The organism is Clostridium sp. BJN0013, from assembly GCF_040939125.1.
In the GTDB taxonomy this organism is placed as follows: domain Bacteria; phylum Bacillota; class Clostridia; order Clostridiales; family Clostridiaceae; genus Clostridium_B.
The window spans coordinates 580,334-599,712 of the sequence record NZ_CP162495.1; the positions used below are offsets into that span (position 1 = coordinate 580,334).

Consider the following 19,379-nt stretch of genomic DNA (forward strand, 5'->3'; position numbering starts at 1 on the left):
AAATATGAGCGTAGAAAATAAAACTAATAATATATTCAAGAAAAATTTACTATTGGCTTTTCTTGTGATATTAATAGCAATTATTCCATTAGTATTTATGAAAAATGCCGAATTTGTAGGCTCAGATGATAAAGCAAAAAAGGCAATCACCCAAATTGACAAAAATTATAAGCCTTGGTTTTCCTCAGTCTGGGAGCCCCCAAGCGGTGAAATAGAAAGTCTTTTATTTGCATTGCAGGCAGCTATCGGTTCAGGAATAGTATGTTATTATCTAGGATACTCAAAAGGCAAGTCTAAGAAAGTGGAAAAAGATAAACTATGATTTCCATAGACAAGCTGGCCTATACATCTCAATTAAGAAGTGTTAGTCCCATGGAAAAGGTTATATTCAGTATTTTTACTATGGTATTATGTATATTCTTAAACAATATAGTGTATTCATTGATAATTACAGTACTCATGGGCATTATAACCCTTTTTAAGGGAAAAATACCAGGTAGAGCATACTTGGAATTAATGTTGATTCCTATGATTTTTCTCATTATTGGGGTTATTACCATTGCTATAAATGTAATTGGAAATAGTAAAGATGTATTATTTGGTTTTACCATATTAAATATCAAACTAGGCTGTACAAGAGAAAGTATTGAAATGTCTTTAAAAATATTTTTCAAGGCTCTTGCTGCAGTTTCGTGCTTATATTTTCTTGCTTTGTCAACTCCTATTTTTGAGGTATTAATGGTATTGAGAAAATTGAAAGTACCTAAATTGTTTGTGGAACTAATGGGACTTATATATAGATTTATTTTTGTATTGTTAGATACAGCCAATATGATCTTTATCTCACAAAATTCAAGACTGGGATACTCAACAATAAAGACTAGCTATAATTCCCTTGGAAAGTTGATAAGTTGTTTATTTATAAGTTCTTATAGACGTTCACAGGATATTTATACTGCAATGGAATCCAGATGTTATGATGGAGAAATAAATTTAATAGAAAATAATTATAAAGTTTCATATGGGAATATGTTAATAATAATTATTATAGAAATTATAGCCATATGTATAAGTTTTAACAAAGGTATTTTTGGAGGGATCATATGAGTAAATATATACTGGAAACAAAGAATTTAAGTTTTCAGTATCCAGATGGTACTAAAGCTTTAAATAATATAAATTTAAAAATAGAAAAAGGGAAAAAAATATCTTTTGTTGGTGTTAATGGATCTGGAAAATCTACACTATTTTTAAATTTCAATGGAGTCTTAAGACCTACTAAAGGTAGCTTGATATATAAAGGGAGTGAGATGAAGTATAATCAAAAATCTTTATTGGAATTGAGAAAAAATATTGGAATTGTTTTTCAAGATCCAGAAAATCAATTATTCTCAGCAAGTGTATATCAAGAGGTTTCTTTTGGAGCTATGAATTTAAAGCTTGGTGAAACCGAAGTGAAAAGAAGAGTGGAAACTGCCTTGAAAAATATAGGCATGTATGATTATAGGGAAAAGGCTGTACATTTTTTAAGTTATGGACAGAAGAAAAGAGTTTCGATTGCAGATATACTTGTTATGAATCCAGAAATAATAGTATTTGATGAACCCACTTCAAGCCTTGATCCCAAACATGCCACACAGATTATTGATATATTCAATGACATTAATGAAAAAGGTATTACTGTGATCTTATCAACTCATGATGTAGAACTGGCATATTCCTGGTCAGATTATATCTTTGTTATGAAAAATGGAGAGATAGCTAAAGAGGGAACACCTTATGAGATTTTTTCAGATAATAAATTGATAGATGAATGTTATCTTCAAAAGCCTCTGGTTCTGGAAGTTTTTGAGGTTTTGAATGAAAATAATAAAATATCTTGGAATAATAGCATACCCAAAAATAAAGAGGAGCTTTTTAAAATTTTAAGAGAATAATTTAAATTGAGGTAAAGGAATCAGGGCTGGAGAAGCCCTTTTTCTTATGGATTATTTATATTAGAGCTTTTGAATTGATTTTAAATAGCAGCTTTAAAAATATTCATTATATCTGTAAAAGTTCCTTGTCTTGGGTTTGTAAGGGAGCTTATATCTTTTTCTGCATTTTTCGAAAGAAATTCTAAATCTTTTTCATTAAATCCTAAAGAACTCAAATGAGTTGGAAGACCAATATCTTCACAGAGATTTTGAATACTATGTTTAATATTATTAACTGCATCTTTCTTTGTCTGTGCTTCTAATCCTATGATCTCATTCATTTTAAAGATTCTTTCATCGGGTATTGATGGAGAATTAAATTCTAATACATAGGGCAGTAAAATTCCATTACAAGTTCCGTGAATTTGATCATAAAATGGTCCTAATTGGTGGGACATGGAATGAACATATCCTAATCCTGCGTTATTAAAGACCATTCCAGCCATGATATTAGCAAACATCATTTGTTCTCTAGCTTCTAAATCATTCCCATTCTCATAGGCTCTTTTTAAATACCTAAAAACTAATTTCATAGATTTCATTGCCAGGGCATCTGTAATAGGTGAAGATTCAGTAGATACAAAGCCTTCTATTGAATGACTTAGAACATCAATGCCGGAGCTGGCAGTTACTTCTGGAGGCATAGTTGACATAAACATGGGATCATTTACAGATATAATAGGCATCATTTTAGGATCCCCTATAGTCATTTTTACCTTTCTGCTGTCATCTTTTATAATTGCAAAATTTGATATTTCAGATCCTGAACCAGAAGTAGTATTTATTGATATTACTGGCAGAGCAGGTTTTTTCATTTTTTCATATCCTTCGTAATCCTCTATAGAGCCGCCATTTGTTGCTATAATAGCTACAGCTTTTGCACAATCATGGTTAGTTCCACCTCCTATGGATATTATAATTTGGTAGTTTCGTTTTAATATATTCAATCCTTTTTTAAAGTAGGTAAGGGCATCCTCCACAAATGAAATAGTACAATCTGGATGTAAAATGCCATCAAATATATCGTAAGAGATAAATAAACTTTTTAATATTTTTTCTACCATTTCAACATAACCAAGTTTTATTATATTTTTGTCCGTAACAATTAAAGCTTTACTTAATTTATAAGGCATCAATTCTAATGGTAAATCTTTAATGGCTCCAACTCCAATGAGATTTATTGCAGGTGAATGAAAATCATGCGTGTTTTCCAATATAACTCCCTCCAAATTTTAAATATATATGATTTATTTTTTCTGTTTACTATTGCACTTATGTATAAAATATAAATTATTATTTGGAAAAATTAAGTATATATTAAAAATGTGTTTAAGAAAAATACCAGGCTTAAGACAATCAGTAGCTATTGTTTTAGCCATAGTAGGTACTTTTTTTATGATTATCCGTGGAAATATTCATGCATTGTCTATTTCTAAATTAGGATTATTTTGGGGTCTTAGTTCTGCCTTTACTTTAGCCTCTTATACATTACAGCCTTGTTCTCTCCTGCGTAAATGGGATTCCATTGTTGTAGTTGGCTGGGGCATGCTTATTGGAGGATTATCATATAGAAAAAATTTCTTGAAAACGAATATTTTAAAGTATATTATATTTTACTATATATAAAAATTATGATAGAATTATTAGAGAAAAAATTATAAATTGAGATGTTAAAGGGGAGTAACTATCCTATAGTGGTGATAAAGTCAACATACTGACCTTGTGGTCTGGCTTTATTATGGCTGATATCAGTCAAGTGAGACTTTTAACACAATGTTATTTGTACATTTTAAATTTCATTGTGGTAAAAGTCTTTTTTATATTTTAGGAGGTAAATTTAATGGATACATTTATACAAGCACTGTTACTTGTAGTTATTGCAGAAATGGGAGATAAAACCCAGTTGCTTGCTATGGCCATGGCCAGTAAGTATAAAATAAAGGAGGTGTTATCAGGGGTACTCATAGCCACAATTTTTAATCATGGACTAGCAGTGGCAGTGGGAAGTTATTTAAGTTCTCTTATATCTATGAGATTAGTAAATATAGTAGCCGCAATATCTTTTTTGATTTTTGGTTTCTGGACTTTAAGAGGGGATAAAATTGATAAAGAAGGTGATAATAGAAGCAGATTTGGACCTATTGTTACAGTTAGTATAGCCTTCTTTTTAGCAGAAATGGGAGATAAAACTCAGCTTATGACAATAACCATATCTGCAAAGGCAAATGAACCAATATTCACATTAATAGGGACAACAATGGGAATGATTATTGCAGATGGTATAGGGATCATAGGTGGAGCCTGGATATATAAGCATATTCCGGATAAATGCATAAAATGGACGGCAGGAGGTATATTCATATTTTTTGGAACTCTTTCTATTTATAATGTTATTCCTTCATGGATGTTTCATCCCGTATATATTATAATGTACATAATATTACTTGGTATATTTATATATTTATTTGGAGTGAAATTTGCATATGGCAATAAAAATTCATAATCAATGAAGTGTTTAGTGTACAAGTTACATATCAAGTACTTATTGAAATTATTAAATTAGGGTATTAACATAAAATACAATATATATTAATATACTGGTAGGAGAAACTAAAATGAATAATATTAAGAGAAATAAAAAATATATAATGATTCAGCTTATGAAAAAAATGCCTTCTTTATTTTTGGGACTTATCTTATATTCTGTAGGTATACTGTTGACTTTGCACTGCAATTTAGGGATGGGTCCTTGGGATGTATTGCACGTGGGAATAGTAAAACATAGTATCTTTACTTTAGGACAGGTATCTCAGTTAGTAGGAATTTTAATATTGGCAATATGTCATTTTATGGATGTACCTTTAGGACTGGCTAGTATATTTAATATGCTATTTATAGGATTTTTTATTGATATAATTGAAAAATTTAACATGATAAAGACAGCGGATATACTACCGGAACGAATACTTATGCTGTTTTCAGGTATTTTAATAATAGGGTGGGCAACATATTTTTACTTAAAGGTTAACCTTGGAGCAGGGCCGAGAGACAGTTTAATGGAAGGCTTAGTAAAAAAGACTAATAAGCCTGTATGGATGATAAGGACATTTATAGAAGGAAGTGTACTGATTGTAGGATATTTTCTAGGAGGACCTGTAGGTATAGGAACCCTTATAATTGCCTTGACATTGGGACTTTCTATACAACTGGCATTTAAAATAGGAGGATATAGTTCTGAAAATGTGAAACATGTAAGTCTGATGGATTTATACAGAGATTTTCGCCTGCAAAAGGAGTACTTATCAGAAAAAAATAGTGAAACTTATTTAAAATGAATGGAAAAATTAACAGGGACTAAAAATGTCCCTGTATGATTATTGACATATAAAATTATCTATCTGTTTTATATTCATACCAAAATATGCCCATCTATTTCTGTACCATCTATAACCAGAAATAGTGTTTCTTTCTACGTAGGTAATCCATGCCCAAAATGGATTACCTCTTTTTGGCCATATGTGAGTGTATCTAAATAAGCATGGCTTTAAAGATGATTTTGTTGTACTAGCATTTTTTTTTGAAGGAGTATGAGCCGGAGGAGGTCCTGGTGGAAGTCTGTGGTGAGGCTGTTGTCTAGACATATTAGGCATATACATAGGCGGGTGAAATGCATAAAACTGAATATACGGGCAATAAAATTGATTAGCAGGATCTAATATTTCAGGCATATCATCATAAGTAGCACCTTCATAGTCAATTTCATCATATATGGGGTCGTCTTCAAATCTAAAGTAGTCATAATCGTACATATATACAACTCCTATTTTTTACTGTTAATTAAATTATATGTATTTATAAAGTATATAGTTACAAATTATATAAATCAGAAATGCTGGTATTGACAAATACTTATTTGGAGCATAAAATTTAAACATGGGGTGTTTCTGATGTGAAGTCTTTTTTAAGAGAATATTAAATTTATTAGAGGAGATTATTTGGGTACTTGTATCAAGTATGGCCAATAGGGGAGTTATAATGAAAATTGTAATGGTAATAGGGAGAACTGGCTCGGGAAAAACCACTTTGTGTAAGGCTATGAGTGGCCAGAATGTAAGTACTGAAGAAATGAATTATAGCAGCACTCAGACTACAGATATTATAAATGGTACATTTATAGATACACCGGGGCAATATATAGAAAATAAGTGGTATGGATCACTTACAATTATTTCAGCAGATTGTGATATTATGGCTATTTGTCAGGATTGTACGAGTATGGAAAGTGTATTTCCTCCAAGTTTTGCTAGCATATTTGCTAAACCTGTTATAGGTATAATAACTAAAATGGATCTCTGTGAGGATATGAATAATGTTAAAATGGTAGAAGAAATGTTAAGTATGGCAGGAGCAGAAGCTATATTTAAAGTTAGCAGTCTAAGTAAACTTGGTTTTGAAGAAATAGAGAAATATATTAAAAATTAATTATGAATATATTGAAATTGTTGGTAAAAATATTTCATTGGAAGAGATCTTCTGGCGAGTTAATTGTCAGAAGGTTTTTTATTTTTTGACGTATTAAATTAGTTATTTTATGTTATTTTTTTTATTATTCAATAATAATAATGTTTTCTTTTTTATAAGTATATAACATAATCATTAAATTTTAAATATAGGAGATGAATTATGTTATATCCAATTAAGTTTGAAAACTTATATTACAGTAAAATTTGGGGAGGAAGAGATCTGGAGCTTTTTAGAAATAATCTACCGGAGGGAAAAATAGGGGAAAGTTGGGATATAGCATGTCACAAAAATGGTATGGGAATAGTAGCAAATGGAAAGTTAAAGGGCGTTAGGTTTGATGAACTTATTTTAAGGGAAGGAGAGAGGCTTTTAGGAAGAAAAATTAAAGTAGATAGATTTCCACTTCTTGTAAAACTCATTAATGCCAGAGATAAACTTTCCGTACAAGTTCATCCTGACAATATATACGCCAATAATGTGGAAAAGGATTGGGGAAAATCGGAAGTTTGGTATGTAATGGAATCAGCTGAAGGAGCCAGCTTGATACTAGGTACTAAAAATATAGTAAGTGGAGCTGAATTTAAAGATGCCATTAGACGGGGAATTCTAGAAAAACATTTAAATAAAGTGCCTGTAAACAGAGGAGACGTATATTTTATAAAAAGCGGACTAGTTCATGCTATAGGGGCAGGGGTGATTGTAGCAGAAATTCAGCAAAATAGCGATATAACTTATAGAATCTATGATTATGGAAGAGAAAGAGAGCTTCATATTGAAAAAGCTCTACATGTAATAGACTTGAATTTAAAAGGAGAAAAAAGCAGGGGGGTTACGCTGAAAAGAAAAGGCTATGAAAAAACTTATTTATGTCTTTGTAGGGAATTTTCCTTAGAATTATATAATATTCATACAGAGGCAGTAGAGGAAAGTGATTGGGAAAGATTTTATATATTTACATGTGTTCATGGCCATGGAAACTTAATATATGAAGGAGGAGTGCTCCCTATATTTATAGGAGATAGTGTGCTTATTCCTGCATTTTTAGGAAAATATATCTTAAGAGGGAATATGAAGATATTGAAAAGTTATGTACCTGATTGTAACAAGGTAGAAAAAGAAATATTAAAAGAAATAAAAAAATTTTAAAAACCTCTTGCAATATAATAATATATATTATATAATAATAATTGTTAAAAGAAACTTATAAAAATAATTATATAATATAAATATATAGGGAGGAATTTATAATGAAAAAATTTGTTTGTACAGTATGTGGTTATGTTCATGAGGGAGATACACCTCCAGCAAAATGTCCTGTTTGTGGTGCATCAGCAGATAAATTCATAGAGAAGAAAGAAGCTGGAGCAATCAGTTGGGCAGATGAGCATGTAATAGGCGTTGCTAAAGATGTGGATCCAAAAGTAGTAGAAGAACTAAGGGCTAACTTTACAGGAGAATGTTCAGAGGTTGGAATGTATTTAGCTATGAGTCGTCAGGCAGATAGAGAAGGATATCCAGAAGTTGCAGAAGCATACAAAAGAATAGCTTTTGAAGAAGCAGAACATGCAGCTAAATTTGCTGAACTATTAGGAGAAGTGGTAGTAGCAGATACAAAGAAAAATTTACAAATGAGAGTAGATGCAGAAGAAGGAGCCTGTAAGGGGAAAAAAGATTTGGCAACTCTTGCTAAACAATTGAATTATGATGCAATTCATGATACAGTACATGAAATGTGTAAAGATGAAGCAAGACATGGAAGTGCATTTCAAGGATTGTTAAATAGATATTTTAAATAGGCATTAACAAATTATTAATAAATATTAAAGTAACATAAAGTTACTCCTCTTAAAAATACATTGAAAGAACCTGTGTACAGGTTCTTTCAATGTATAATACAAAGGTGTATTTTTGCAATTTAAGAATATATCTTTTGAAATACCATTGTAAAAATACCAGTATATAAAATTGTATATATCTGTTCAAGAAATTCTATAGATATATTAAAATATATGGAAATTTAATAAAACCTAATTTTGCTTATATAGCTACAAATTTTACCTGTTTATCCTGGCATAACTTCCTCTGAACAGTTGACAAATGCACATTAGTGGCGTATTATTAACTTAAATCAATATCGAAAAAGTCGAAAAGGAGATTGTGACATGGATTTACAAAATATACTGGCACAAGAAGGCAAAGTGAGAATTATCCAGGAAACTGTTCCGGGTAAGCAAATCACGATTGCACACATAATCGCCAGTCCTGATGATATTATATATAAAAAATTAGGATTAAATCCTACTATTGATTATGGTAAGGCAGCTATTGGAATTATATGTATGACTCCAAGCGAAACTGCAATCATTACAGGAGATATTGCTTCTAAAGCTGCTGATATAGATATCGGTTTTGTAGATAGATTCAGTGGGACACTTATTATAACAGGAGGAGTTGCAGATGTTGAATCTGCTATGAAAGCAGTAGTGGATTATTGTAGGGACAAGCTCCTTTTTACAGTATGTGAAATAACAAGAACGTAGGTGAGGACGTATGAGGAAAATAATCTTATTTGGTAGAAGTGGATGTGGAAAAACTACACTGACCCAGGCTTTAAGGGGAAAAGATATAGTCTATCATAAAACTCAATATATTAATTATCATGATGCAGTTATTGATACCCCAGGAGAATATGCAGAAAACAGGTCTTTAGGAAGTGCACTTGCTATATATTCCTATGAGGCAGATGTGGTAGGGTTATTGCTTAGTGCCATAGAACCTTATTCTATATTTCCACCTAATATTGCACCTTATGTAAATAGAGAAGTCATTGGCATAGTAACACAAATAGATAGGCCTGATGGTGATGCTAAACGAGCAGAGGAGTGGCTGAGTCTTGCAGGTTGTAAAACAATTTTCCGTGTAAGTTCTTATACCAGAGAAGGAATAGATAAGGTTTTAAATCACCTTAAAGAGGATAGGGATAATAACGATGTGCTAAATAACTGATATTAGACGCTATCTGTTGAAAGTTAGGATTCCTACACTAAGTTAAGGTATTAAAGTTGGAGCTTTAATGAGAACGTCTACAATTGATAGCATAATTATTTTATCCGAAGGTTATTATTACCAATATCCTTTCCAGGAAGTGCTTTCATTGTTATTTACTGTTATATTTAAAATAATAGAGTGTGAACAAAGTTCACACTCTGAGAACCTAGTTATTTAGGTTCTTTTTATTTTTAAGTTAAATACATAAAGTAAGATAAAGCATCCTTGGTCGGTGTAGCAAAGCTTATATTTCTTTTGTGATAGTCATTACATCCATAATCATAACCTTGGTTATCACAGACATAAGCATAATCATAATCATAGTTGTCTGTACTAACCCATCCCATAAATGTATAGGTATGAGTTGGACCATATCCATAAGAAGTGGTAAAACATATATCTCCTGGTAAAAGCATAGACAGGTCTGTAGAAGTCTCCCATCCTCTGCTTCTTAGTTGTGATGTAAGTGTAACGGTATTTGCCACATAATTTGGAAGGTCAGTTAGTCCTGCCCTGCGAAGTGCTTCGCTGGCAAAATACACACAGTTGTTACTGGTGATTCCATTATGAAGTTCAACTGCCCTGTTTAAAACAGATTGTCTATTATCGTAGTTCATAAGGTAATTATAGAGGTTTGTCCCAATTGTAGATTGAGTTCTATATTCATTTGAAATAGATTCTACAGGTTCAAAAGGTTTTATAGTTAAATTTAGTGTTACTGCTTTGTCATAACCATCTACTGTACCTGTGTAGGTATAATTACCAGGGATACTTGTTCTATCTATGGATTTGTCCCAAGATACACCTACGGAAGCAGTTGAATCATTTGACATTTTAGAGGTTACTTCTGTAGGTAAGCTGTATTCATCTTCTTGATCGATAGTTACAGTTATATCATCAATAGATACTATAGAAGGTGATGTTTTGAATTCTACTATAGTGGGATTTTTAAGTTTTCTATTGTACGTAGATACTATATCTTTTCCCAAAGTTAAGGTATATTCTGTTTCGGCACTATAAGTATTTTTAGGAGTTATAATAACTGAGGTGCCATTATCTTCTAGAGATAAAGTTATAGGAATTTCTGTATTATTTTCATCAACTAATTTTATATTATCCTTTAAAGAGTCGATATCCACTGGCTGATTAAACAATATTTTCCATTTTTTATTTAAAGATATATCATATTTAATCAGTGTATTATAATTAACATCTTCATTTTCATTATTGGATGCATTGTTTTTTTGTGCAATATTGTTTTGGGTAATACTTTCACCATATGTATTATTAACTGATGAATCTTCATCATAATATGTGTCAGTTTTAGATGTAGTATCCTGAGTTGAGATTTCTTCATTTAATTCAGTATCAGTTTGATTTTGTGTATCTACATTGTCATTTTCTGATAAATCATCAGAATTTTTATCTTGTTCTAAAGTAGTTTTATCAGGAGTACTGTAAGAAATTGAGGAAGGGTTGTCCTCGTTGTTTGCTGCAAGTACAATTTTATAATAAAAACCCTGGGTAATTACATAAACTATACACAATATTACAAAATTCTTGATAAACTTTTTCACTTTTATCCTCCTTTCTTTATATAAAATATCTTCACAGTTAAGTTTAATTGTTTTAAAAAATATTTCAATACATTTATTTATAATTTAACATACTGAAATAAAAAATTATAATAATATAATGATAATATAATATAATATAAATATAATTTTAAAATATAAAATCTGGCTTAAATCCAGGCAGAGTTTGTTATATGATGATATTTGTATGGGTTCATGGAGGTGTATATGTGAAAAAAAATTCATTATCATTTAATAAATTGAAAGCATTTATCTTTAGATTTATAGAGGATGATGTATTGGCACTAGCCTCCCAATTGGCTTATAGCTTGATATTTTCTTTTTTTCCCTTTTTAATATTTATTATAAGTATCATAGGGTATAGTGATATAAGCAGTAGTGATATACTCAGTAGTCTAAGTTATATATTGCCTGAAAATATATTACAGTTGATAAAAACTACCATAATAAGAATAACTAATACAAGAGATATAAAATTATTATTTAGTAGTTTGGCTCTTACCATATGGTCTTCATCAGGAGGATTTCATTCAGTGATAAAGGGGCTTAATAAGGCCTATAATAAAAAAGAAAGCCGATCTGTACTAAAAATTTATACCATATCCATGTTATGTACGCTGGGAATAACGGTTATAATAATAATTACCATATTGCTGCTGGTATTCGGGCGAATTATTGGTAGTTTTCTAGCATTTAATTTGGGGCTTTCTGAAGAATTTAATTTTATATGGAATATGTTTAGATATTTAATGATTCTTTTTTCAACTACATTTATTTTTGCAGCAGTATATCGCTACACTCCTAACATAAAACTTAGATGGAGGGAAGTAATGTCGGGAGCATTTTTTTCCACTGCTGGTATTGTAATAGCATCTATAGGGTTTGGGTTTTATATAAATAATTTCGCTAATTATTCTATAATATATGGAAGTATAGGGGCGGCCATAATACTTATGACATGGCTTTTTATATTATCTGTTATAACTATCTTGGGAGGAGAAATCAATTCTGTATTATCTATACATAGGAGAAAATAGCTTCATTTTACACATGAATTTAAGTCCGGATACATTATGAAATATATTTAATATTTTACAATAAAATATTAAAAAAACATTGACAAAAACTTAGGTAGTTGTATAATATAAATATATAAATTATAGTGAAATAGTCAGAAATACTTTGAAAAAGAAAAGTAGTTTAAAGGAAGTTTTGTAGAGAGGGAACTGTAGGCTGAAAGGTTTCTAAATGGAATTTAAATGAAGTGCTCTTTGGAGTTATTGGCCGAACTAATAGTAGGTTGTATCGGGTTCACCCGTTATAGTGATAGAACATAGTGTTGTGTTTGATGAGTGAGGTCAGAAGATCTAAAAAGAGTGGAACCACGGAGTAATACTTCGTCTCTATAAAGTATAGAGAGGGAGTTTTTTTTATGTTAAAATTCAAAACATTTTACTAAAATATTAAAATTTATTATATCGGGAGGAATAAAAAATGATATTTAATAATGCTATAGATATGATAGGAGCTACACCTTTATTTAAATTGGATAATTTTAAAAATAAAGATTCAGCTGAAATATACGTTAAGCTTGAAAAATATAATCCAGGTGGAAGTATTAAAGATAGAGCTGCCCTTGGAATGATTGAAGAAGCAGAAAAAAATGGTCTTATAGAAAAAGGGGGAACCATAGTTGAGCCTACCAGTGGTAATACAGGGATAGCCCTTGCTATGATAGGGAAATTGAAAGGCTATAAAGTTATAATTGTTATGCCTGAAACCATGAGTGTAGAGAGAAGAAATATGATAAAGGCATATGGAGCAGAATTGGTTTTAACAGATGGTACTAAAGGTATGAAGGGTGCTATAGAAAAAGCTTATGAAATTGCTAAAAATAAAAGAGGATATTATATACCACAGCAGTTTATAAATAAAGCAAACCCTAAAAAACATTATGAAACTACTGCAGAAGAAATATTAGAGGATTTACAACATGTAGATGCATTTGTAGCAGGAGTTGGCACAGCTGGAACGCTTGTAGGGGTAGGAGAAAATTTAAAGGGACGCGATAAGAATGTAAAAATTATTGCAGTAGAACCAGCATCTTCACCAGTTTTATCGGGAGGTCAAACCGGAGCACATAAAATACAAGGCATAGGTGCAGGATTTGTACCGGATATATATAAATCAGAGCTGGTAGATAAAATAATTACCATAACAGATGAGACAGCCTTTAAATATGCTAGGCTTATGGGAAAAGAAGAAGGAATATTAGTTGGAATATCTTCAGGTGCCAATATAGCTGCAGCAATACAAGTAGCTGAAGAACTTGGAAAGGGTAAAAATGTGGTAACAGTGGCACCTGATGGAGGAGAAAAATATTTGTCTATGGGACTATATGATTAGCTTACAACAGGGTAAAAAGGGATTTAATCTAAAAAACTTTAAGAGGGGAGATAGTGATGAAGAATCCATTTAAATTATTGGCTTACGATATTAAAAATGCCATGAAAAATGATCCTGCTGCTAGAAATCCATTGGAAGTATTCTTACTGTATCCTTTTATACATGCATTGATATGGTATAGAATAGCCCACTTTTTCTACAAGAGAAAATGTTTTTTTATTGCCCGTCTTATATCACAGGTTGCTAGAAGTTTAACTGGTATAGAAATACATCCTGGAGCTAAAATAGGCAAAGGATTATTTATAGATCATGGAATGGGAGTTGTAATAGGTGAAACTGCGGAAGTAGGAGATAATGTGACTCTATATCATGGGGTGACATTAGGAGGAACTGGTAAGGATACAGGTAAGAGGCATCCTACTGTTGGAAACAATGTATTTATAGGCAGTGGAGCCAAATTGCTTGGACCAATAGTTGTAGGAGATAATGTAAAAATAGGTGCAAATGCAGTTGTATTGAAAGATGTACCTTCAAATTGTACTGCGGTAGGAGTACCGACAAGAACTATATATAAACCCATCGCCCAGGTTATAGAAATAAAAGACTATGCAGGTAAAAAAAGAAAAATATACAATGAAATGGTTATATAATTTTTAATTATAATTCCATAGATACAGAAAAGACAATGTCATTATTGTCTTTTCTTAATTTTTTAAAATTATTATAGTGATAGACTTTTCCAGCTTTTAAAATTATAATTTATTATAGCAGCATTTAATTTTAAAAACATAAGGCAATGTGAAAGGAAAGGTGATTTTATCTATGATTTCTCCATGGATGGCTAAATTGATAGGATATCTTCCTAAAAGATGGGTAAGTTATATTTCAGAGAGAGTGTTATTTGGTTATTTAGAAAAATATGCAGATATAAAGGTAGGAGGTATTGAGAATTTAAATAAGGTGAAAAAACCTGCAATATTTATTTGCAATCATCTTAGTAATTCAGATGCACTTGTATTAAGCAGTGTACTTAAATCAGAAAGTTTAACTTTTGTAGCAGGAGCAAAACTTAACCAAAATCCTTTAACTCAATTAGGAATGAGTATCACTAGAACTATAAGCATAAAGCCTAATAGTGCAGATAAGGAGGCTATATCCAAAATCGTAAAAACTTTAAAAGCAGGGGAAAGTATACTTATATTTCCAGAGGGAACGAGAAGTAGAACAGGAGCTATGGGAAAGGCTAGAAAAGGCGTAGTTTTAATACAAAAATTAACTAAAGCTTCAATTGTACCTGTTGGTATTTATGGCACTGAAAAGCTTTTACCTATAAGCAGCAGGGATATGGCATTAGAAAATTTTCATAATGCAGAGGTTTATGTAAATATAGGATCACAAATAGATATCCCAATTAGAGAAAAAGGTGAAAACAAACATGATTATGAGGATAGGACAGCAGATTTTTTTATGTTTAAAATATCTGAATTACTGCCTGAAAAATATAGAGGAGTTTATAGTCTAGATGAAGGTGATAAAATTTGAATAGAGAAAATATAGACAATATATTAAAAACACTAAGTGAGACATATCCTCAGGCAAAATGTGCATTGAATTTTAAATCTCCCTATGAACTTTTGGTATCAACCATATTATCAGCTCAATGTACAGATGTTAGAGTAAATAAAGTTACTCATGAACTTTATAAGCAATATAACACTCCTGAAAAAATGCTTTCTTTAACAGAGGAAGAATTGGGAGAAAAAATAAAAAGTTGTGGCTTTTTCAGAAGTAAGAGCAAACATATATTAGAAACTAGTAGGGTAATTTTGGAGAATTACAAGGGTCAAGTTCCAAAAACTATGGAAGAGCTGACCAAATTATCAGGAGTGGGAAGGAAAACTGCAAATGTAGTTTTATCGAATGCCTTTGGCATACCGGCTATTGCTGTGGATACCCATGTTTTTAGAGTATCTAACAGGCTTGGTATTGCAACAGGTAATACACCAGATAAGGTAGAAAAAGAACTTATGAAAAATATACCTGAATCTATGTGGAGTGATGCTCACCACTACCTGATATGGCATGGACGGCTTATATGTAAGTCTAGAAAGCCAGACTGTGAAAACTGCCCTTTAGTACCTTGGTGTCAATATTTTAATTATCCTGAAAAATATGAAAAGGTATCTAAAAATAAATAACTGGTTATCCTGTTATTTATTTTCAGATACCTAAAATCTGAAATATATCTATAATATTTGTCGTCTTATCCAGTCAAGAGCGTTCATAGTGGTTCTTTTTCTTATCATATCTCTTGTTCCTGCATGGTGAAGTTCTTTCACTTTAATATCACCTCTATTATAAAGTCCCAAATATACAAGGCCTATAGGTTTTTCAGGAGTTCCACCATCAGGCCCTGCAATACCTGTGGTAGATATGCCTATGTCCGTATTGGAAGTTCTGGCTATACCAACAGCCATTTCTTTTGCAACTTCAGGGCTTACAGCACCATATTTATCTAAAGTATCTTCTTTTACTCCAAGTCTATTAATTTTAGCTTCATTACTATAAGCTACCACACCTTCTTTGAATACTTTGGATATACCAGGATAATTTATAAGCTTTGAGGCAATTAATCCACCGGTACAGGATTCTGCGGAAGATAGAGTATATCCTTTATCTACAAGTAATTTGCCTAGCACATCTTCCATTTTTACATCATCTTCTCCATATACATTTACTCCGAGAATTTTCCTAAGTTCAATTTCTACAGGTTTTATGAGATTTGAGGCTTCTTCTTCTGTTGCTGCTCTTGCAGTAATTCTAAGTATTATGTCCTCTGCTTTAGCGTAGGGAGCTACAGTAGGATTTGTGCTATTTTCTATAAAGTGTGATACCTTTTCTGCCATAACACTTTCTCCAAGTCCATATATTCTAAGTGTTTTAGATTTTATTATACCATTACTATATTTTTTTAAAAGTGGTATTACATAGTTTTTAAACATAGGTTTTGTTTCTCTTGGGGGACCTGGTAGAACTATTAAAATCTTACCTTTATCTTCAATAGCACATCCTGGAGCCGTGCCATGAGGATTTGGAAATACCATAGAACCTTTTGGAAAATAAGCCTGCTTTATATTATTGCCATCTGAATAGGATTTTCCCATTCTATTGAAATGTTCTTTTAGGTCTTTTAAAGACTTTTCATCTAATACAAGTTCTCTGTTAAAAAATTTAGCACCGGTTTCTTTGGTTAAATCGTCCTGGGTAGGGCCAAGGCCTCCTGTAGTAATTATAATGTCAGATCTTTCAAATCCAATCTTAAATTCATCTAAAAGTCTTTCGGGATTATCTCCTACTACAGATTGGTGGTATACTTCTATGCCTAAATTTGCCAATTCTTTAGAAATAAATTGAGAGTTTGTATTTACTATATCTCCCAATAAAATTTCGGTGCCTACACATAATATTTCAGATTTCATGGCTTAACTACCTCCGTATTTTAAGTATTTAAACAATTTTTTAATTAAACTGTTATAGTTTTATAATATCATAAAATTATGTCTATTTTTAGGGAATAATATAATTAAAATAATACTTTTTACATATCCAAAATTATAACTGTATAGTATAATAATTATGTGGAAATAAAGAGGTGGTCAAAATGAGTAGAAGAGCTCAGTCAAAAAAGTCAAAACTAGTATTAAGAAAAAGATTGTCAGTGGCAATTATATGTGCTTTAGCTATCTTTATAAGCATAAGTTGTGGATTCATAGTATATCATTATAATGATATAAAATACTGGGATAATTTAATTTATCCTAAGGTTTCTATAAACAATATAGATCTTTCTGGAAAAACCAAGACAGAAGCTGAAAATATAGTAAAAGCCGCCTATTCAGACGAGATACAAAATAAGAAAATTATTGTAATTGCTGAAGATAAAGAATATGAATTATCTTATTCAAATCTCAGCGCAAAGTATAATGTAAGTGAAGTGGTAAATCAGGCTTATTCCTATGGAAAGGATACTAACATATTTAAAAAATATAAAATTTTAAATTCACCTGACCCTGTAAATTACACATTAAAATTTACTTATAATGAAAAACCTGTAGAAACATTTATAGATGATATTGAAAAACAGATTAACTTAGATCCTATAAATGCATCTTTGAAAATGGGAAGTGTAGGTTTTATAATAAATCCTGATCAAAATGGAATTGAATTAAATAAAGAGGCACTGAAAAAGGAGTTGACTTCTAAAATAGATGGTAGTGTAGGTAAAAATTTAAGTGTGAAGGCAGAGCTTAAGTCTATAGAAGCCTCAATAAAGGCAGAAGAGTTAGAAAGTGTTGATACATTAATATCAAGCTTTAGTACAAACTATGGAAGTATATCTTCTTCTGAGAGAGCAAATAACATAGGGCTTGCTACGGGAAGTATAAATGGATATATAGTAATGCCTGGAGACACTTTTAGTTTTAATGGAGTTGTGGGGGAAAGAACTGCGGCTAAAGGGTATCAAGCAGCTCCTGTTATTATTGGAGATAAGCTGGAGGCAGGATTAGGAGGGGGAATATGTCAGGTGTCTTCTACGCTTTATAATGCAGTCAATAATGCAGGACTTCCTTCTGTGGAAAGAACACATCACACCCTTCCAGTACACTATGTAAAAGAAGGTATGGATGCTACTGTAGATTATGGAAACATAGATTATAAGTTTAGAAATGACTTTAAATATCCTATATATATAGAAGGATATACTTCAGGAGGAAATATAGTATTTAATTTGTATTCAAATTCTGATGTAGTAAATTGATAAATGGATTTATATATTTTAATAAAAATAGAACTTATATATTAACTTAATTAAAAAAGTATGATATAATATCTAAGTAATTTTGCGGATATGGCGGAATTGGCAGACGCGCTAGATTCAGGTTCTAGTGAGGGTAACTTCATGCAGGTTCAAGTCCTGTTATCCGCACCATAATCCTCGTGAATTCAATACTTCATGGGGTTTTATTTTTTTATAATTTATTAAAAATATCAAGAAACCCCCTATAAGATTCTTTGAAAATTTTTAATAGAATTAGTGAGGGGTTTTTATTTTGTATATTTGTAAATTTGAAAGTAAAAGGTGAAGATATGCAAAATAAAATTGAGTTAAAAAAGAATGGTATTGATAAAGGATTTGATAAATTTATTTTTTATTGTAAAGTAAGGAATTTAAGATCAACTACTATAAAATATTATAATGATGTAATTAATACTAATGTTACAGTGAATTAAGATTGGGGAAGTTTAATTATGATTTCATTAATAGTGGCAGTGTCAGAAAATAATGTTATAGGTAATAATGGAATAATACCCTGGAAGGTAAAAGGCGAACAGAAGAGATTTAAAGAGCTAACTACTAGAAAAACAATAATTATGGGTAGAAAATCTTTTCAAGAGATAGGAAAACCATTGCCAAATAGAAAGACAATTATTATTTCAAATACTGTAAATATAATAGCTGATAATTGTACAACTGTAAAATCTTTGTCTGAAGCATTTGATTTAGTTAAAGGCGAAGATGAAGTATTTGTTGCTGGCGGAGGGCAAGTATACAAAGAGGCGTTGCCTTATTCAGATAAAATATACCTTACTGTAATTGATAAAATAATAGATGGTAATATCTATTTCCCTCAAATTGATAAAGATGATTTTGTAAAAACCTATGAAGAAAGAATTGAGGGTGAAATACCATATACATATTATACTTATGAGAGAAAAAGAAAGTAGGGTAGGGTTTATTAATTGTAAATCTAAGATATTTGAACAATGG

Annotated in this window: 23 protein-coding genes, 1 tRNA gene and 1 other annotated feature; of the genes, 20 read left to right on the top strand and 4 right to left on the bottom strand. The window is 31.0% G+C overall.

The window, feature by feature from the left end; genetic code table 11:
- Nucleotides 1-4 precede the first annotated feature (4 nt).
- The 3 genes from AB3K27_RS03165 to AB3K27_RS03175 are packed head-to-tail and all read left to right on the top strand — an operon-like array spanning nt 5 to nt 1,937.
- Entirely contained in the window at nt 5-322 is a 318-nt protein-coding gene (locus AB3K27_RS03165; RefSeq protein ID WP_368489799.1) for an energy-coupling factor ABC transporter substrate-binding protein, read from the top strand.
- Nucleotides 319-1,107 carry a cobalt ECF transporter T component CbiQ gene (gene cbiQ, locus AB3K27_RS03170; protein WP_368489800.1) on the top strand — a complete coding sequence of 263 codons (789 nt, stop codon included), beginning with the start codon at nt 319-321 and terminating at the stop codon, nt 1,105-1,107. The genes AB3K27_RS03165 and cbiQ overlap by 4 nt, the downstream gene beginning before the upstream one ends.
- A complete protein-coding gene (locus AB3K27_RS03175) occupies nt 1,104-1,937 on the top strand; it encodes an energy-coupling factor ABC transporter ATP-binding protein (RefSeq protein WP_368489801.1) in 834 nt (277 codons plus the stop codon). Before cbiQ ends, AB3K27_RS03175 begins: the two co-directional genes overlap by 4 nt.
- Nucleotides 1,938-2,017: 80 nt before the next feature.
- Here AB3K27_RS03175 and AB3K27_RS03180 read toward each other — a convergent pair whose 3' ends face one another.
- A complete protein-coding gene (locus AB3K27_RS03180) occupies nt 2,018-3,190 on the bottom strand; it encodes an iron-containing alcohol dehydrogenase (protein ID WP_368489802.1) in 1,173 nt (390 codons plus the stop codon).
- A gap of 109 nt (nt 3,191-3,299) precedes the next feature.
- On the opposite strand from AB3K27_RS03180, the gene AB3K27_RS03185 reads away from it, so the two are divergent.
- From AB3K27_RS03185 to AB3K27_RS03195, 3 genes are all read left to right on the top strand, one after another.
- Nucleotides 3,300-3,602: a hypothetical protein gene (locus tag AB3K27_RS03185; RefSeq protein WP_368489803.1), complete on the top strand. Its 303-nt coding sequence runs from the start codon at nt 3,300-3,302 to the stop codon at nt 3,600-3,602.
- Between the two features lie 214 nt (nt 3,603-3,816).
- Entirely contained in the window at nt 3,817-4,479 is a 663-nt protein-coding gene (locus tag AB3K27_RS03190; RefSeq protein WP_368489804.1) for a TMEM165/GDT1 family protein, read from the top strand.
- A gap of 112 nt (nt 4,480-4,591) precedes the next feature.
- On the top strand, nt 4,592-5,311 hold the full coding sequence (locus AB3K27_RS03195; protein WP_368489805.1) for a YitT family protein: 720 nt from the start codon (nt 4,592-4,594) through the stop codon (nt 5,309-5,311).
- A gap of 39 nt (nt 5,312-5,350) precedes the next feature.
- On the opposite strand, the gene AB3K27_RS03200 is transcribed toward AB3K27_RS03195, so the two are convergent.
- Entirely contained in the window at nt 5,351-5,785 is a 435-nt protein-coding gene (locus AB3K27_RS03200; protein ID WP_368489806.1) for a hypothetical protein, read from the bottom strand.
- Nucleotides 5,786-6,011: 226 nt separating this feature from the next.
- Here AB3K27_RS03200 and eutP point away from each other — a divergent pair, with 226 nt between their 5' ends.
- The 5 genes from eutP (at nt 6,012) to AB3K27_RS03225 (ending at nt 9,506) form a co-directional block, all read left to right on the top strand.
- Nucleotides 6,012-6,458: a EutP/PduV family microcompartment system protein gene (gene eutP / locus AB3K27_RS03205; protein WP_368489807.1), complete on the top strand. Its 447-nt coding sequence runs from the start codon at nt 6,012-6,014 to the stop codon at nt 6,456-6,458.
- 201 nt (nt 6,459-6,659) lie between these two features.
- Nucleotides 6,660-7,646 carry a type I phosphomannose isomerase catalytic subunit gene (locus tag AB3K27_RS03210; protein ID WP_368489808.1) on the top strand — a complete coding sequence of 329 codons (987 nt, stop codon included), beginning with the start codon at nt 6,660-6,662 and terminating at the stop codon, nt 7,644-7,646.
- Nucleotides 7,647-7,747: 101 nt separating this feature from the next.
- A complete protein-coding gene (locus AB3K27_RS03215; protein WP_368489809.1) occupies nt 7,748-8,296 on the top strand; it encodes an NADH peroxidase in 549 nt (182 codons plus the stop codon).
- A gap of 366 nt (nt 8,297-8,662) precedes the next feature.
- On the top strand, nt 8,663-9,040 hold the full coding sequence (locus AB3K27_RS03220) for a BMC domain-containing protein (RefSeq protein ID WP_368489810.1): 378 nt from the start codon (nt 8,663-8,665) through the stop codon (nt 9,038-9,040).
- A 10-nt stretch (nt 9,041-9,050) separates the two neighbouring features.
- A complete protein-coding gene (locus AB3K27_RS03225; RefSeq protein ID WP_368489811.1) occupies nt 9,051-9,506 on the top strand; it encodes a EutP/PduV family microcompartment system protein in 456 nt (151 codons plus the stop codon).
- Between the two features lie 233 nt (nt 9,507-9,739).
- Here the strand turns inward: AB3K27_RS03225 and AB3K27_RS03230 are convergent, their stop codons facing one another.
- Entirely contained in the window at nt 9,740-11,125 is a 1,386-nt protein-coding gene (locus AB3K27_RS03230) for an Ig-like domain-containing protein (protein ID WP_368489812.1), read from the bottom strand.
- A 227-nt stretch (nt 11,126-11,352) separates the two neighbouring features.
- Here AB3K27_RS03230 and AB3K27_RS03235 point away from each other — a divergent pair, with 227 nt between their 5' ends.
- The 5 genes from AB3K27_RS03235 to nth all read left to right on the top strand — a co-directional run bounded on the left by AB3K27_RS03235 (nt 11,353) and on the right by nth (nt 15,747).
- A complete protein-coding gene (locus AB3K27_RS03235) occupies nt 11,353-12,180 on the top strand; it encodes a YihY/virulence factor BrkB family protein (RefSeq protein WP_368489813.1) in 828 nt (275 codons plus the stop codon).
- A gap of 136 nt (nt 12,181-12,316) precedes the next feature.
- Nucleotides 12,317-12,551 (top strand) — a binding site (T-box leader).
- An 86-nt stretch (nt 12,552-12,637) separates the two neighbouring features.
- Nucleotides 12,638-13,549 carry a cysteine synthase A gene (gene cysK / locus AB3K27_RS03240; RefSeq protein ID WP_368489814.1) on the top strand — a complete coding sequence of 304 codons (912 nt, stop codon included), beginning with the start codon at nt 12,638-12,640 and terminating at the stop codon, nt 13,547-13,549.
- 56 nt (nt 13,550-13,605) lie between these two features.
- Nucleotides 13,606-14,199 (top strand): serine O-acetyltransferase EpsC, encoded by a 594-nt coding sequence (epsC, locus tag AB3K27_RS03245; RefSeq protein ID WP_368489815.1) that lies wholly within the window; start codon nt 13,606-13,608, stop codon nt 14,197-14,199.
- A 172-nt stretch (nt 14,200-14,371) separates the two neighbouring features.
- Entirely contained in the window at nt 14,372-15,091 is a 720-nt protein-coding gene (locus tag AB3K27_RS03250; protein ID WP_368489816.1) for a lysophospholipid acyltransferase family protein, read from the top strand.
- Nucleotides 15,088-15,747 carry an endonuclease III gene (nth, locus tag AB3K27_RS03255; protein WP_368489817.1) on the top strand — a complete coding sequence of 220 codons (660 nt, stop codon included), beginning with the start codon at nt 15,088-15,090 and terminating at the stop codon, nt 15,745-15,747. Before AB3K27_RS03250 ends, nth begins: the two co-directional genes overlap by 4 nt.
- A 48-nt stretch (nt 15,748-15,795) precedes the next feature.
- Here the strand turns inward: nth and AB3K27_RS03260 are convergent, their stop codons facing one another.
- On the bottom strand, nt 15,796-17,028 hold the full coding sequence (locus tag AB3K27_RS03260; RefSeq protein WP_368489818.1) for a competence/damage-inducible protein A: 1,233 nt from the start codon (nt 17,026-17,028) through the stop codon (nt 15,796-15,798).
- A gap of 182 nt (nt 17,029-17,210) precedes the next feature.
- Between AB3K27_RS03260 and AB3K27_RS03265 the strand changes: the two genes are divergently transcribed.
- From AB3K27_RS03265 to AB3K27_RS03280, 4 genes are all read left to right on the top strand, one after another.
- The gene (locus tag AB3K27_RS03265) at nt 17,211-18,368 is read left to right on the top strand and encodes a VanW family protein (protein ID WP_368489819.1); all 1,158 of its coding nucleotides are present in this window, start codon (nt 17,211-17,213) and stop codon (nt 18,366-18,368) included.
- Between the two features lie 84 nt (nt 18,369-18,452).
- Nucleotides 18,453-18,539 (top strand) — tRNA-Leu (locus AB3K27_RS03270).
- Between the two features lie 137 nt (nt 18,540-18,676).
- Nucleotides 18,677-18,841, top strand: coding sequence for a hypothetical protein (locus tag AB3K27_RS03275; RefSeq protein WP_368489820.1), 165 nt, complete (start codon nt 18,677-18,679; stop codon nt 18,839-18,841).
- Nucleotides 18,842-18,859: 18 nt separating this feature from the next.
- Entirely contained in the window at nt 18,860-19,336 is a 477-nt protein-coding gene (locus AB3K27_RS03280; protein WP_368489821.1) for a dihydrofolate reductase, read from the top strand.
- The last annotated feature ends 43 nt before the right edge of the window (nt 19,337-19,379 follow it).

Bases quoted from the DNA above. Each gene is read 5' to 3' on its own strand.
- AB3K27_RS03265 (WP_368489819.1), top strand. From the start codon at position 17,211: ATGAGTAGAAGAGCTCAGTCAAAAAAGTCAAAACTAGTATTAAGAAAA.
- AB3K27_RS03210 (WP_368489808.1), top strand. From the start codon at position 6,660: ATGTTATATCCAATTAAGTTTGAAAACTTATATTACAGTAAAATTTGG.
- epsC (WP_368489815.1), top strand. From the start codon at position 13,606: ATGAAGAATCCATTTAAATTATTGGCTTACGATATTAAAAATGCCATG.
- AB3K27_RS03190 (WP_368489804.1), top strand. From the start codon at position 3,817: ATGGATACATTTATACAAGCACTGTTACTTGTAGTTATTGCAGAAATG.
- AB3K27_RS03165 (WP_368489799.1), top strand. From the start codon at position 5: ATGAGCGTAGAAAATAAAACTAATAATATATTCAAGAAAAATTTACTA.
- cbiQ (WP_368489800.1), top strand. From the start codon at position 319: ATGATTTCCATAGACAAGCTGGCCTATACATCTCAATTAAGAAGTGTT.
- AB3K27_RS03200 (WP_368489806.1), bottom strand. From the start codon at position 5,785: ATGTACGATTATGACTACTTTAGATTTGAAGACGACCCCATATATGAT.
- AB3K27_RS03185 (WP_368489803.1), top strand. From the start codon at position 3,300: ATGTGTTTAAGAAAAATACCAGGCTTAAGACAATCAGTAGCTATTGTT.
- AB3K27_RS03215 (WP_368489809.1), top strand. From the start codon at position 7,748: ATGAAAAAATTTGTTTGTACAGTATGTGGTTATGTTCATGAGGGAGAT.
- eutP (WP_368489807.1), top strand. From the start codon at position 6,012: ATGAAAATTGTAATGGTAATAGGGAGAACTGGCTCGGGAAAAACCACT.
- AB3K27_RS03220 (WP_368489810.1), top strand. From the start codon at position 8,663: ATGGATTTACAAAATATACTGGCACAAGAAGGCAAAGTGAGAATTATC.
- cysK (WP_368489814.1), top strand. From the start codon at position 12,638: ATGATATTTAATAATGCTATAGATATGATAGGAGCTACACCTTTATTT.
- AB3K27_RS03175 (WP_368489801.1), top strand. From the start codon at position 1,104: ATGAGTAAATATATACTGGAAACAAAGAATTTAAGTTTTCAGTATCCA.
- AB3K27_RS03280 (WP_368489821.1), top strand. From the start codon at position 18,860: ATGATTTCATTAATAGTGGCAGTGTCAGAAAATAATGTTATAGGTAAT.
- AB3K27_RS03195 (WP_368489805.1), top strand. From the start codon at position 4,592: ATGAATAATATTAAGAGAAATAAAAAATATATAATGATTCAGCTTATG.
- AB3K27_RS03260 (WP_368489818.1), bottom strand. From the start codon at position 17,028: ATGAAATCTGAAATATTATGTGTAGGCACCGAAATTTTATTGGGAGAT.
- AB3K27_RS03250 (WP_368489816.1), top strand. From the start codon at position 14,372: ATGATTTCTCCATGGATGGCTAAATTGATAGGATATCTTCCTAAAAGA.
- AB3K27_RS03225 (WP_368489811.1), top strand. From the start codon at position 9,051: ATGAGGAAAATAATCTTATTTGGTAGAAGTGGATGTGGAAAAACTACA.